The organism is Nocardioides sp. S-1144 (assembly GCF_005954645.2).
Classification (GTDB): domain Bacteria; phylum Actinomycetota; class Actinomycetes; order Propionibacteriales; family Nocardioidaceae; genus Nocardioides; species Nocardioides dongxiaopingii.
The window spans coordinates 2,681,227-2,695,756 of record NZ_CP040695.2; the positions used below are offsets into that span (position 1 = coordinate 2,681,227).

The 14,530-nt window shown below is 73.2% G+C and carries 8 protein-coding genes; 2 read left to right on the top strand and 6 right to left on the bottom strand.

Translation table 11 applies throughout. The annotated features are described in order from the left end of the window. The first annotated feature begins 26 nt into the window (after positions 1-26). Together FE634_RS12530 and FE634_RS12535 are read left to right on the top strand one after the other, a co-directional pair. A complete protein-coding gene (locus tag FE634_RS12530) occupies positions 27-4,586 on the top strand; it encodes an ATP-dependent helicase (RefSeq protein ID WP_148240648.1) in 4,560 nt (1,519 codons plus the stop codon). Continuing rightward, positions 4,573-5,373, top strand: a complete 801-nt coding sequence (locus FE634_RS12535) for a DNA-formamidopyrimidine glycosylase family protein (protein WP_137293588.1) — start codon at positions 4,573-4,575, stop codon at positions 5,371-5,373. Before FE634_RS12530 ends, FE634_RS12535 begins: the two co-directional genes overlap by 14 nt. A 51-nt stretch (positions 5,374-5,424) precedes the next feature. On the opposite strand, the gene FE634_RS12540 is transcribed toward FE634_RS12535, so the two are convergent. The 6 genes from FE634_RS12540 to rimO form a co-directional block, all read right to left on the bottom strand. Continuing rightward, positions 5,425-5,937, bottom strand: a complete 513-nt coding sequence (locus tag FE634_RS12540; protein WP_138876070.1) for a hypothetical protein — start codon at positions 5,935-5,937, stop codon at positions 5,425-5,427. A gap of 682 nt (positions 5,938-6,619) precedes the next feature. After that, on the bottom strand, positions 6,620-6,919 hold the full coding sequence (locus FE634_RS12545; protein ID WP_137293590.1) for a helix-turn-helix domain-containing protein: 300 nt from the start codon (positions 6,917-6,919) through the stop codon (positions 6,620-6,622). Positions 6,920-7,004: 85 nt separating this feature from the next. Further along, positions 7,005-7,487, bottom strand: a complete 483-nt coding sequence (locus FE634_RS12550) for a CinA family protein (protein ID WP_138876071.1) — start codon at positions 7,485-7,487, stop codon at positions 7,005-7,007. A 22-nt stretch (positions 7,488-7,509) separates the two neighbouring features. Then, on the bottom strand, positions 7,510-12,315 hold the full coding sequence (locus tag FE634_RS12555; protein ID WP_148240649.1) for an ExeM/NucH family extracellular endonuclease: 4,806 nt from the start codon (positions 12,313-12,315) through the stop codon (positions 7,510-7,512). Between the two features lie 134 nt (positions 12,316-12,449). Then, positions 12,450-13,082 (bottom strand): CDP-diacylglycerol--glycerol-3-phosphate 3-phosphatidyltransferase, encoded by a 633-nt coding sequence (gene pgsA, locus FE634_RS12560; protein WP_148240650.1) that lies wholly within the window; start codon positions 13,080-13,082, stop codon positions 12,450-12,452. Further along, on the bottom strand, positions 13,079-14,467 hold the full coding sequence (rimO, locus tag FE634_RS12565; protein ID WP_222847750.1) for a 30S ribosomal protein S12 methylthiotransferase RimO: 1,389 nt from the start codon (positions 14,465-14,467) through the stop codon (positions 13,079-13,081). Before rimO ends, pgsA begins: the two co-directional genes overlap by 4 nt. Between the last annotated feature and the right edge of the window lie 63 nt (positions 14,468-14,530).

Sequence of the window (14,530 nt, forward strand, 5' to 3'; positions counted from 1 at the left end):
TCGGCGGTCTGAGCAAGACTGTCGCCATGCCCGACGTCGACCCGCTCGCCGCGTTCAGCGAGCCCACCCGCACCTGGTTCGGTGCGGCCTTCGCCGAGCCCACCCCGGCCCAGGCCGGGGCGTGGACGGCGATCGGGCAGGGCCGGCACGCCCTGGTGGTCGCACCGACCGGGTCGGGCAAGACGCTCAGCGCGTTCCTGTGGTCGATCGACCGGCTGCTCACCAGCGCGCCCCCGAAGGAGAAGAAGCACCGCACCCGGGTGCTCTACATCAGCCCGCTCAAGGCGCTCGGGGTCGACGTCGAGCGCAACCTGCGGGCTCCGCTCACCGGCATCCGGCACACCGCCGACCGGCTCGGCACGCCGCTGCCGGAGGTGACCGTCGGCGTCCGCTCGGGCGACACCGCGGCCGCCGACCGGCGCAAGCTGTCGACCACGCCGCCCGACATCCTCATCACCACCCCCGAGTCGCTGTTCCTGATGCTCACCAGCCAGGCGCGCGAGTCGCTGCGCGGGCTCGAGACCGTCATCATCGACGAGGTCCACGCCGTCGCCGGCAGCAAGCGCGGCGCCCACCTCGCCCTGTCGCTCGAGCGGCTCGACGCGATGCTGGAGCGACCGGTCCAGCGCATCGGGCTGTCCGCGACGGTGCGCCCGCTCGAGGAGGTCGCCCGGTTCCTGGGCGGCAGTGCGCCGGTCGAGATCGTCGCGCCGCCGGCCGAGAAGCAGTGGGACCTCAAGGTCGTCGTCCCCGTCGAGGACATGACCCAGCCCGGCGACTTCGACGAGGACGGCGACGCCGACGGTGGTGGTGGCCACGGCAGCATCTGGCCGCACGTCGAGGAGAGCGTCGTCGACCTGATCGAGAAGCACACCTCGACCATCGTCTTCGCCAACTCCCGCCGGCTCGCCGAGCGGCTGACCGCCCGCCTCAACGAGATCGCCACGACGCGCGCCGAGGGGTCGCTCCCCGAGGCTGACCGCCAGCCCGCCGAGGTGATGGCCCAGTCCGGTGCGAGCAAGGGCGCCGAGACCGTGATCGCGAAGGCGCACCACGGCTCGGTCAGCAAGGAGCAGCGGGCGCTCATCGAGGACGACCTCAAGCGGGGCCGGCTGCCGGCCGTGGTCGCGACGAGCAGCCTCGAGCTCGGCATCGACATGGGCGCGGTCGACCTCGTCGTCCAGATCGAGTCGCCGCCGTCGGTCGCGAGCGCGCTCCAGCGCGTCGGGCGCGCCGGTCACCAGGTCGGCGAGGTCTCGCGCGGCGTCCTGTACCCCAAGCACCGCGGCGACCTCGCGCAGACCGCGGTCGCCGTCCAGCGGATGCGCTCGGGCGGCATCGAGGCGCTGCGCATCCCCACCAACCCGCTCGACGTGCTGGCCCAGCAGGTCGTCGCCGCCACCGCGCTCGAGTCCGTCGACGTCGACGAGCTGTTCGCGCTGGTGCGCCGCAGCGCGCCGTTCACCCAGCTCCCCCGCTCGGCCTACGACGCCACGCTCGACCTGCTCGCCGGCCGCTACCCCAGCGACGAGTTCGCCGAGCTCCGCCCCCGCATCGTGTGGGACCGCGTCGGCAACACCCTCACCGGGCGGCCGGGCTCCCAGCGGCTCGCGGTCACCAGCGGCGGCACCATCCCCGACCGCGGCCTCTTCGGGGTCTTCCTCGTCGGCGGCCAGGGACCGGGCAAGCGGGTCGGCGAGCTCGACGAGGAGATGGTCTACGAGTCGCGCGTCGGCGACATCTTCGCCCTCGGCGCCACGAGCTGGCGGATCGAGGACATCACCCACGACCGGGTGCTCGTCTCGCCGGCGCCCGGCATCCCTGGGCGGCTGCCGTTCTGGAAGGGCGACACCCTGGGCCGTCCGGCCGAGCTCGGGGCCGCGATCGGCGAGTTCACCCGCGAGCTGGGCGCGATGCCGAGGGCCGCCGGCCACCGACGCGCGCGCGAGGCCGGGCTCGACGAGTGGGCGGCCGGCAACCTCGTCGACTACCTCCACGAGCAGCTCGAGGCGACCCGCGTCCTGCCCAGCGACACCACGCTGCTCGTCGAGCGGTTCCGCGACGAGCTGGGCGACTGGCGGCTCGTGGTGCACTCCCCCTACGGCGTGCCCCTGCACGCGCCGTGGGCGCTGGCCATCAACGCGCGGCTGCGCGAGCGCTACGGCGTCGACGGGCAGGCGCTGGCCTCCGACGACGGCATCGTCATCCGGATCCCCGACACCGACGCCGAGCCGCCCACCGGCGACCTGATCGTCTTCGACGCCGAGGAGATCGAGCAGGTCGTCACCGCCGAGGTGGGTGGCTCCGCGCTGTTCGCCGCGCGGTTCCGCGAGTGCGCCGCGCGCGCCCTGCTGCTCCCCCGCCGCGACCCCGGACGCCGCTCCCCGTTGTGGCAGCAGCGCCAGCGCGCCGCCGCGCTGCTCGAGGTCGCCTCGAAGTACCCGTCGTTCCCGATCGTGCTCGAGGCGGTGCGCGAGTGCCTCCAGGACGTCTACGACTTGCCCGCCCTCATTGCCCTGATGCGCGCCGTCGACCGCCGCGAGGTGCAGGTCACCGACATCGCGACGTCGAGCCCGTCGCCGTACGCCCGCAGCCTGCTCTTCGGCTACGTCGCGCAGTTCGTCTACGAGGGCGACTCCCCCATCGCCGAGCGCCGGGCCGCCGCGCTGTCGCTCGACCAGGGCCTGCTCGCCGAGCTGCTCGGCCGCGCCGAGCTGCGCGAGCTGCTCGACCCCGACGTCCTCACCGAGGTCGAGGCCGAGCTGCAGCGGCTCGCACCCGACCGGCGCGCCCGCAACGCCGAGGGGCTCGTCGACCTGCTCCGGCTGCTCGGTCCGCAGTCGACCGACGAGGTGGTCGCCCGCAGCGTCGACGACGCCGGGCCCGCGGGCGTCGCGGAGTGGACCGCCGCGCTGGTCGAGACCCGTCGCATCGTCGAGGTGCGGATGTCCGGCGTGCCCCGGTGGGCCGTCGTCGAGGACGTCGGCCGGCTGCGCGACGGGCTCGGCGTCCCGGTCCCGCCCGGCACCCCCGACGTGTTCGCCGAGCCGGTCGACGACCCGCTGGCCGACCTCGTGGCCCGGTTCGCCCGCACCCACGGCCCCTTCACCACCGACGACGTCGCCGAGCGGCTCGGTCTCGGCACGGCCGTCGTCCGGCACACCCTGCAGCGCCTGGCCGCCCAGGGCCGGGTGCTCGACGGCGAGTTCCGCCCCTCCGGCACGGGCACCGAGTGGTGCGACGCCGAGGTGCTGCGCCGGCTGCGACGGCGCTCGCTGGCCCGGCTGCGCCAGGAGGTCGAGCCCGTCGAGCCGGCCGCCCTCGCCCGCTTCCTCGGCGCCTGGCAGCACCTCACCACCACCAAGGGCCTGCGGGGCGTCGACGGCGTCGTCAGCGCCATCGACCAGCTGGCCGGCTGCCCCGTCCCGGCCTCCGGGCTCGAGCCGCTGATCCTCGCCGCCCGGGTGCGCGACTACGAGCCGTCCTACCTCGACGAGCTGACGGCCTCCGGCGAGGTCATCTGGGCCGGCCACGGCACCCTGCCCGGCAACGACGGCTGGGTCAGCCTGCACCTGGCCGACCAGGCCCACCTGACCCTCCCCGAGCACGCCGCGTTCGAGGCCGGTGAGCTCCAGGAGGCGACCCTGCACGCGCTGGAGGGCGGCGGGGCCTGGTTCTTCCACCAGCTCGCCGCCACCGTCCGGTCCGCGCTCGCGAAGCCGACGACCTCCGACCAGGCCATCAGCGCGGCGCTGTGGGAGCTCGTGTGGGCGGGCCGGGTCAGCAACGACACGCTCACCCCGCTGCGCGCCCTCACCGGCGGGGGCCGCACCACCCACCGCACCCGGCGCCCGCCACCGCGACCGGGCCGGGTCAACCGCACCGGCCCGCCCGAGACCGCCGGACGCTGGGCGCTGCTGCCCGAGCTCGACACCGACCCCACCCGCCGGGCCAAGGCCACCGCCGAGCGCCTGCTCGAGCGGCACGGCGTGGTGATCCGGGGCGCCGTCGTCAGCGAGCGGGTGCCCGGCGGGTTCGCGGCGGTCTACAAGGTCCTGTCGGCCTTCGAGGACTCCGGCCGCTGCCGCCGCGGCTACTTCGTCGACGGTCTCGGCGCGGCGCAGTTCGGCACGGCGGGCGCGATCGACCGGCTGCGCACCTTCACCGACGCACCCGGCACCCAGGGCGCCGACGGCGGCACGGCGCCGACGTCGGTCGCGATGGCGGCCACCGACCCCGCCAACCCCTACGGCGCCGCCCTGCCCTGGCCGGCGTCGGAGTCGGGGCACCGCCCCGGCCGCAAGGCCGGGGCGATCGTGGTGCTGGTCGACGGCGTCCTCGTGCTCTACGTGGAGCGCGGCGGTCGCACCCTGCTCACCTGGTCCGAGGAGGCCGACCTGCTCGACCCGGCGGCGCGGGCCCTGGCCGACACGGTCCGCCGTGGAGCCCTCGGCCGGCTCACGGTGGAGAAGGCCGACGGCGCCGCGGTGCTGGGCGGCGGCGCGACGCCGCTGCGCTCGGCCCTCGACGACGCCGGCTTCGTGGCCACCCCGCAGGGGCTGAGGTTGCGCAGTGCCCGAGGGTGACACCGTCTACCGCGCAGCCCGGCTGCTCGACCGGGCCCTGTCCGGGCGGGAGCTGACCCGCACCGACTTCCGGGTCCCCCAGCACGCGACCGTCGACCTCACCGGCGGCACCGTCGAGACCACCGTGTCGCGCGGCAAGCACCTGCTCACCCGGATCACCGACGTCGAGGGCGCCGCCTGGACGCTGCACACCCACCTCAAGATGGAGGGGGCCTGGCGGGTGCACCGCGACGGCGAGCGCTGGAAGCGACCGGCCCACCAGGCGCGCGTCGTCCTGGGCGTCGAGGGAGCCCACGCGGTCGGCTTCTCGCTCGGCATCGTCGAGCTGCTCGCGACGGCCGACGAGGGCTCGGTCGTCGGCCACCTCGGGCCCGACCTGCTCGGCCCCGACTGGAGCGAGGACGTCGCCCTGTCCCGGCTCCGCGCCGAGCCCGACCGCCCGCTCGGCGAGGCCCTGCTCGACCAGCGCAACCTCGCCGGGATCGGCAACATGTACATGGCCGAGCTCTGCTTCGTCGCGGGCCTCCACCCGCGCACCCCGGTCGGCGACGTCGACGCCCTGCCCCGGTTGGTGCGGCGCGGCCGGCAGATGCTCGAGCTCAACAAGGAGCGCGCGGTGCAGTCGACCACGGGCAACCTGCGCGAGCGCGAGCGGATGTGGGTCTACCGGCGCGACCGGTCCCCGTGCCGCCGGTGCGGCACGCCGGTCGCGGTCGCGATGACCGGCCCCGCCGGTCGCGAGCGGGCGGCGTACTGGTGCCCGCGCTGCCAGCCCGAGCCGGCCTGAGCCGACCACCAGCCGACCACCAACCGACCACCAGTCCGGGCGGCCGGTGGCCTAGGGGAAGGTCACCTGCAGCATGCCCAGGCACATCTCGTCGGTGGTCCCCTCGCCCCACAGCACGTAGCGGTCGGGCTGCCCCTCGAAGGCCGGCAGCACGTCGCGCAGCGCCTGGTCGTGCCGGCAGGTCACCTTGACGGTCTCGCCGGCCTGCAACGAGACCGGCCTGACCGGGCGCGCCCCCTGGTCGTCGAAGTCCCACACGGGGATGTCGAGCACCGTGCGCGCCCGTGGCGTGCCCGGGTTGGTCTCGATCGTGATCTCGCGCCCCAGCAGGTGCAGGTGCCCGCCGCTGCCGTGGATGGTCATCGGCCGGTTCAGGGTGCGGGTGCAGGACTGGACCGGGCCGGGCTCGGGCACGCCGCACAGCAGGTGCAGCGCGCCGGCGGTGCGGCCGCCCTCGTCGCCGAACCGCGACATCAGGTCGAGGGTCGCCGCCGTCCGGTCGCACAGCGGTCCGCCGGCGTGGTCGGGGCGGCACGGCAGCTCGACCGGGGCCGGGAGCAGCATCGTGTGGAGCTGCTCCAGGTCGCCGGTGCCGGGGGCCAGCCGCAGCTGCGCCGCGGAGACGTCGGGCGCCGTAGCCGGGCTTGTGGACCGCCTCCTCGCCGCCGGGTGCCCAGGCGCCGATCCAGTCGGCGTCGTCGACGTCCTGGAAGTCGTCGAGGCCGGTGCCGCCGAAGCAGGTCCAGCCCTGGTTGTCGTCGGCGGCGTCCTTCGCCTCGGCGGCGGCGACGTCGCCGGGCGGGACCTGGAACAGGATCACGTGGTGCACGACCGCGGGGTCACCGGGCAGCACGGTCGTGCCGGTGAGCCAGGTGTCCTCGGCGAGCCCGGGGTCGAGGAGGAAGCACCGGTAGTCGTCGGTGCCGGTGCCGTACGGCGCCGCCGGGGTGTACGCCGCGGGCATGGCGAGCGTGGCGCGGCGCTCCCCCCGCCGCAGCGGGACCTCGGGGGCGGGCTCGGCCGCCGCGTGGGCGCCGTGCTCCGGCGGGTGCGCGGGCGGCTCCGCGGCGGGGGTCTCGACGGCGGTGGCGGGCGCGGCGGCGTCCGGATCGGTCCCGCCGCCCTGGCACCCCGCGCCGACGAGCACGAGGCCCAGGACCACGCTGGTGAGGGCGGAGCGACGTCGCGCGGCGTTCATCGCGACAGCGTAGGGCCTCGCGGGCACCTCAGGGCCGGGTCGGGCAGGTCAGGCTGCGGAGGCGACGACCGGGTCGCGGCGCTTGACCGGGATGGTGACCAGCGCGGCGGCGGCCTCCTCGACGGCGACGGCGTCGGAGACCTCGCGCAGCACCTCGGACAGCGGTGCGTCGAGGGCGCTGCACAGGGAGGCGAGCAGCTCGGAGGAGGCTTCCTTCTGGCCGCGCTCGATCTCGGAGATGTAGCCCAGGCTCACGCGGGCCTCGGCCGACACCTCACGCAGGGTCATCCCCAGCTGCATGCGGCGCTCGCGGAGCACGTCGCCGAGCAGGCGGCGGAAGAGCACCATCTGGATCCCTCCGTGTCGAGTCGAGCGGCCTAGCAGGTCTTCGCGGTGGCACAACGCTACCCGAGCGATGTTTCTTCCGGTGCGATCATCTCAGACCTGTGGACCCGAGGAGCGACAACACCGCCTCCAGGGCCTCCTCGCAGGTCCGCTCCACCACCCGCGCGCGGTCGCCGGGCAGCTCGAGGGCCAGCGTCGGCCCGCCCCCGGGACCGGCCACGGCGACGAAGACGGTGCCGGGCGCCTTGCCCTCCTGCTCGGTGGGCCCGGCGACGCCGGTCGTCGCCACGCCGTACGTCGCCCCGGTGAGCCGGCGCACCCCCTCGGCCATCGCGGCGGCGCACTCGGCGGAGACGACGCCGACCCGGTCGACGACCTCCTGGGGCACGCCGAGCACCGAGGTCTTGACGTCGCTCGCGTACGCGACGACGCCCCCGCGGTAGGCCGCGGAGGCGCCGGGGACGGCCGTCAGCAGCGCGGCCAGGCGACCGCCGGTCAGGGACTCGGCGGTCGCCAGGGTGGAGCCGCCCTCCCGGAGCAGGTCGTGGACCCGCTCCGGGAGGGCGTTCATCGTGCGTCGTGGTCGCGTGGTGTCACCTGACCACGCGGAACGACAGCGTCTTCGTGACCGCCGCGACGTCGCCGGACCCGTTGTAGCGGACCGTGACCGTCTTCTTGCCGACCTTCGCGAACTTCGCCAGCGTGACCACCGCGCGTCCGTTCACGAGCTTGACGACCTTGACCTTCTGGCCGGTCACCTTGACCCGCACCCAGCCGGTGAGCGCCTGGCCGTCACCGCGGACGGTCACGACGACGCGGGCCTTGGTCTTGTTGACCTTGACCTTGTTCGGCTTGACGTCGGCGGTCACCTTGGCGACGACGGCCGGCGGCTGCGGCTCGTCAACGACCGAGACCGGGATGGTCACCGTCGTCCCGCTGGGCTGCGCGACGAGCGAGACCAGCTCGCCCTCCGCGGTGCCGGCCGGCACCGTCAGCTCGATCGCGGCGATGCCGTCGGTCACCGGGAAGGTGCCGATCTCGGTGTCCCCGATCGAGGCCACCACGGTGGTGTTGACCGGGCTGCCCAGCGACGTCAGGTTCAGCGTCTTCGGGTTGATCGGCAGGATCGGAGCCTCGGTGGCGCCGAGCCCCAGGGTGAAGGACGCCGCCTCGCCGGGCACCAGCGCCTCCGGCAGATCCGACGCGAACACCTGCTGGCGGGCGAAGTCGGGGCTGATCGGCGCGTCGGCCGAGTTCGCCGCGAGGTACTCACGCCACATCTCGGCGTCCAGCAGGCCGGTGTCGACGTACTCGCCGTTCGCGAGCGAGCGGAAGTTGTCACCACCCGTGGCCAGGAAGGAGAGCGTCGAGATCGTGTAGGTGCGTGCGGGGTCGAGCGGCTCGTCGTTGATGAAGACCGAGGTGATCCGCTCGCCGGCCGCGTTGGTCGGGTCGGCGGTGACCCGCACGTTGTCGGACAGACCGAGCTGGGCGTAGGGCCGCGACGGCGGCGGGCTGCCCGGCAGGACCGTCTGCCACTGCTCCTCGAGAGCCGCCTTCAGGTCGGCACCCTTGAGCTCGAGGATCGCCACGGTGTTGCTGAACGGCAGCACCGCGTTGGCCTCGGCGTAGGTGACGACACCGTCGGTGTTGGCCGGGTTGCCGGCCGTGTTGCCCGCGTAGAGCAGCTCGGCGCGGAGCCCGCCCGAGTTCGTGAGCGCCAGGTCGGGCTCGGCGAGGTCGGAGATCCCGTCGCGCAGGGCGTTGGCGACGAGGTCACCGAGGGTGGACTCCGAGCCACGGTCGTCGCGGGTGCCACCGGTGTAGCCGTTGGGCCCGTAGCTGCCGCCGGCGAACGCCGTCGTGATGTCGGCGCTGATCTCACCGACCGGCTGGTTGCCGACGACCGCGGCCTCGGCGAGCGCGGCATCGGTGATCTGCTTGACCTGGGCGACCCGCGGGAAGGTGAGGTTCTCGGCCGCGGCCCGCGCGACGTTGCGCTGGGTGTAGCTGCTCACGTCGCCGGTCTCGGAGTCGACCGTCAGCACGATCTGACCGATGTTCTCGCCGTACGAGCCGGTCTGCAGGACGGGCCGGGTCTTGCCGGCCTGACCGGGGACCGGAGCGTCCCACGCGTACTGCTTGTGAGTGTGACCGGTGAAGATGGCGTCCACCTCGGGCGAGGTCTCCTCGACGATCGTGGCGAACGCGCCACCCGCGGCGACCTCCTCCTCGAGGGTCGCGCCGTCGGGCGTGCCGGCGCCGGCACCCTCGTGGTACTCGGCGACGATGACGTCGGCCTCGTCGTTGTTGCGGGTCTCGATGCCGTCCGTCAGGCGGGCGGCGACGCGGTTGACCGCCTCGACGGGGTCGTCGAAGTCGAGGCCCTCGACACCGGCGGGCGACACCAGGCTCGGGGTCTCCTCCGTCACCGCACCGACGACGGCGACGGTGACGCCGTCGACCTCGAACAGGTCGTACTCGTCGAGCACCGGGGTGGTCGTGCCCTCGCGGTAGACGTTGGCGCCCAGGTAGGTCCAGTCGGCGTTCTGACGCACCCGGCCGCGCAGGTCCGCGAAGCCCTTGTCGAACTCGTGGTTGCCGACCGCGGAGGTCCGCAGACCCAGGGCGTTGAGCACCTCGATCGTCGGCTGGTCGCCGGCGAGGCTCGAGGCGAAGAGCGAGGCACCGATGTTGTCACCGGCGGAGAGGAACAGGGTGTTCTCCTCGCCGGCCTCCGCACGCAGCTGCTCCACCGTGGTCGCGAACTTGGTGGTGTTCGCATCGATGCGACCGTGGAAGTCGTTGATGTTGAGCAGGCTGATGTCGGTCTCGGTCGGCTCCTCGACGGCGCCGTCGAGGTTGAGCCCGACGATCTCCGGGTTGTGGTCGGAGGCGCGGGCCGGACCGGGGGTGTAGAGGTTCGTGAGGTTCGAGTTGAAGCGGCTGTACTCGTAGTAGACCGACTCGTTGGCGTTGGTCTGCCAGGAGTCGACGCCGGTGACGTCGCCGGCCGCGGCCTCGTTGGCGAGGATGTGGTCGAGCGAGCCGACCATGCCGTCGAAGTTGTAGCTGCGCTTGCCCTCGTCGTCGGACTTGAGGTCGGTGTAGCCGGCGCCGGTGAGGACCTGAATCGGGTCCTCCATCGAGTAGGCGTTGAAGTCACCGGTCAGGAAGATGCGCTCGACGCCGTTGGCGGCGGCGAACTGGTCGGCGAAGGGAAGCAGTGCCTGGGCCTGACGCACCCGGTCGGGGTTGGCGTTGCCCTGCCCAGTGCCGTCGTTCTCGCCCGAGCCCTTGGACTTGAAGTGGTTGACGACCACGGCGAAGCCGTTCTCGTCCTCGTCACCGACCGCCTTGAAGGTCTGGGCGAAGGGCTGGCGGGCGTTGTCGAACGCCGCGTTGCCGATCAGCAGCTCGGAGTCCCCGACGAGCTCGACGGTGCTCGGGTCGTAGATGAACGCGTTGCGGATGACGTCCTCGTCGGCGACCGGCGGGAGCACGGCCGGCGAGGGGGCGTAGGCCCACCGCGGCGTGGTGCCACCGGCGTCGGCGTTCAGCGCGGTGACGAGCGTGGCCACGGCCGCGTCACGGCCGTCGGCCCCGCCGCGGGTGGAGCGGGAGTTCTCGATCTCCTGCAGCGTGACGACATCGGCGTCGAGGGTGTTGATGGAGTCGACGATCTTGGTCTGCTGGCGCTCGAAGCTCGCCGCGTCGAACGCGCCACGCGGACCGTCGTCCGGCGTGCAGCTGCGCGTGTTGGTGGGGTTGCCCGCCCGGTCGGTGTAGGCCTGGCACCCGGTCACGTCGCTGCCCAGGGTCGGGAAGTAGTTGAGCACGTTGAAGGCGGCGATCTTCACGTCGCCGCCCACCTCGGCCGGGGCCTCGGGACGGTCCTGCTCGAAGGTGATGCCCTCGGGGACGCCGGTCACCTGTCCCTGCGGCTGCAGCCGCCACGTGTTGAACGCGAAGGTGAGGACGGCCGGCTCGTCGAAGGTGGCGTTCGCACCGACGCGCACGGAGTGCCCGGCCGTGAAGTACGGGAACGCCTGGTCGCGGCCGGCGCCGGCGGCGAAGTTCACCGTCGCGCCGTCGTCGAGGATGATCCGGTGGGCGTTGTTGTACGACGTGCGCTCGGCGATGCCGGCGGCGTCCTGGGCGTCGACGAGGTCGGTCGGGGTGAACAACGGGACGTCGCTGTGCGCGGCCAGGCCGATCTCGCCGAACATGGCCGAGCTGGCGTTGGAGCCGGCGACGAAGGCCGAGCCGTCGTAGACGTCGGTGACGGTGAAGGGGTCGGTGGGCTCGAAGATCTCGCCCTCGGCCTTCTCCCGCTCGGCGTCGAGGGCCGCGCCGGTCAGGCACTCACCCAGCTCGCAGTCGGCGCCGGGGATCGTGGTCCTGGCGACCGGGGCCGGCAGGGCCGCCGCGAGCTCGGAGATCCCGGCGGCCGTGGTGGTGATCTGGGTGACGGAGTTGAACTCACCGGCGGTGCCGGTGACCTCGACCGAGTCGCCGACCTCGGGGGTCGCCGCGCCGAAGCCGGACGTACCGCCGTAGACGAAGACCGCGTCGGAGGCGTTCGGGGTGTCGGGGGCACCGCCGCTCTGGAGGTAAAACCCGTTGACGCCACCGGTCGGGAACGCCGCGGTGACGACACCCTGGGTGGTGACGGCCTGGCCGTTGAAGGGGGTGGTCGCGACGCCGTCGCCCTGGATCTGGGCGATGGTGAGCACCTCACCAGGCTCGGGGTCGGGGTCGGGGTCGGGCGCCCCACCGGCGGCGGCACCCGGGGTGGGCGCGGCGGCGACGAAGTCGGCCGAGTTGACGTCGGTGTCCGTGCCGGCAGCGGCGCGCTGCAGGCTCGTGGTGGTGCTCGCGGTGCCCGCCGCGGTGCCCTCCGGGTTGTTGCTGGTGCCCCAGCCGACCCTGTCGAGCGTCGTGACGGTGGTCGGGTTCACCAGCGTCGTGCCGTCGGCGACGAAGAACGTCCCGCCACTGCCGCCGGGGTTCAGCCCGGCGACGGCCTGGTCGACGTTCGGGACCTCGGTCGTGGTGGTGCCGTTCGACCCGCCGGAGATGACGTAGAAGTCACCGGGGGCCAGCGTGCCGGCGAGGTCCGCCTTGCTGCTGGCCGCGCCGGTACCGGTCGCCGAGCGGTACTGCACCGACTTGCCGGTGAGCGTGATCGGCTCGGTCGTGGAGTTGAACAGCTCGACGTACTTGTTGGTGTACGACGAGCCGGCGGAACCGCCGTTCAGGTAGACCTCGGTGATGACGAGGCCGGGGCCAGCGGCGGCCGCTGGTGAGGTGGTGAGGCCGAGCGCTAGCGGGGTGGCGACGAGGGCACCGGTGACGACACCGGTGAGGCCGCGCCGCACGAAGACGTGCTTGGACACGAAAGAGAAACCCTTCGGAGGGGATGGGTGAACGACGAGCACTACTACCGGGGAAGGTCTGCAAACTATCCGGCGCGCGAGGACAAAAAGCCAGGTTTCGGCGAACGTGAAACCAAAACTTCACGTACAGGAGGTCATCCGACGGACGTCTGACGGCGCTGGCGCGCGTAGTCGCGGAAGAACTCGTAGCCCGACCACAGCGTCATCGCGACGGCGGCGGCGAGGAAGGCCTGGGAGAGGTAGTAGAAGATGTCGCCCGGGACGTCGAGCCAGCCGTCGACCTGGCGGCCCGGCAGCGTGAGGCCGCCGAGCGCGAAGACCTGGAGCATGGTCTTGATCTTGCCGCTGCGGGCGGCCGCGATGACGACGTCCTTGGCGACGCTGAGGCGGAGCAGGGTCACCGACCACTCCCGGAGCAGCACGACGATCGTCACCGCCCACCAGATGTCGCCGGTGACCGACAGCGCGACGAACGCCATCCCGGTCATCGCCTTGTCGGCGATCGGGTCGGCGATCTTGCCGAAGTCGGTGACCAGCCCGCGGGACCGGGCGATGTCGCCGTCGACCTTGTCGGTGATCATCGCGACGGCGAAGACGCCCCACGCCAGGGTCCGCCACAGGATCGAGTCGTGGTCGTGGCCCAGCAGGAACCAGCCGTAGACCGGCACCAGGACGATCCGTAGCATGGTCAGGGCGTTCGGGAGGTTCCAGTTGCTCACCGGCCTCGCGGACGCCGACCCGTCGGCCCCCGCGACGCCGTCGGTCATCGAGCGGCCCCGGTCGGCCGGGCCACGAGGTCGACCCCGTCGGTGCCGGTCACGACCGCCGGGACGAGGTCGCCCACCGCCCACGAGCCCTCGGTCAGCGTCGTGGTGCCGTCGACCTCCGGGCCCTGGAAGTCGGCGCGGCCCTCGGCCGAGCCGTCCTCGACGTCCTCGACGAGGACGACGACGTGCTCGCCGATCCGCTCCTCGGCGCGCTGGGCGTTGAGCTCCTCGACCAGCGCGGTGACCCGCTGGGTGCGCTCCCACACCTCGTCCGGGTCGAGCTTGACCGACTCCTCGAAGCCGGCGGCCTCGGTGCCGTCCTCGTCGGAGTAGCCGAACACGCCGGTGACGTCCATGCGCGCGGCCTCGAGGAAGTCGCAGAGCACCTGGAGGTCCTCGTCGGTCTCGCCGGGGAACCCGACGATGACGTTGGAGCGCACCCCGGCCTCCGGGGCGAGGGCGCGGACCCGCTCGAGCAGCCCGAGGAAGCTCTCGGGGTCGCCGAAGCGACGCATCCGGCGCAGCACCGTGGGGCTGGCGTGCTGGAAGGACAGGTCGAAGTACGGCGTGACGCCGGGCGTCGTGGCGATCGCCTCGATCAGCCCCGGCCGGGTCTCGGCGGGCTGCAGGTAGGAGACCCGGACCCGCTCGATGCCGTCGATGGAGGTGAGCTCGGGCAGCAGCGTCTCGAGCAGCCGCAGGTCGCCGAGGTCCTTGCCGTAGGACGTGGAGTTCTCCGAGACGAGGAAGAGCTCGCGCACGCCCTCGCCGGCCAGCCAGCGGGCCTCGGCGATGACGTCGGAGGGGCGGCGGCTGACGAACGAGCCGCGGAAGCTGGGGATCGCGCAGAAGGTGCAGCGCCGGTCGCAGCCGCTGGCGAGCTTCAGCGGGGCCAGCGGCCCGGACTCCAGGCGCGAGCGCGGGGTCACGACCGGCGTCGTCTGCGGCCGCTGGCGCTCGACGGGGCTGATCGGCAGCAGCAGTCGCCGGTCGGACGGCGTGTGGGCGTGGTGGGTCTCCCCCGCCACGATCGAGCGCAGGCGGCCGGCGATGTCGGTGTAGTCGTCGAAGCCGAGGACGGCGTCGGCCTCGGGCAGGGACGCGGCGAGGTCCTTGCCGTACCGCTCGGCCATGCAGCCGACGGCGACGACGGCGCGGGCCTGGCCGCCGTGGCCGGCGTCCAGCTTCAGGTCGGCCGCCTCGAGCAGCGCGTCGACGGAGTCCTTCTTGGCCTGCTCGACGAAGCCGCAGGTGTTGACCACCACGGTGTCGGCCTGTGCGGGGTCCTCGACGAGGCGGAACCCGTCGGCGGCGAGCCGCCCGGCGAGCTCTTCGGAGTCGACCTCGTTGCGCGCACACCCCAGGGTGAGCATCGCGACGGTCAGGGTCTCGGCAGGGTCGGACTGGGTGTGGGTCGTCATGGCTGCCTCCGAGTATGACGGTGCCGC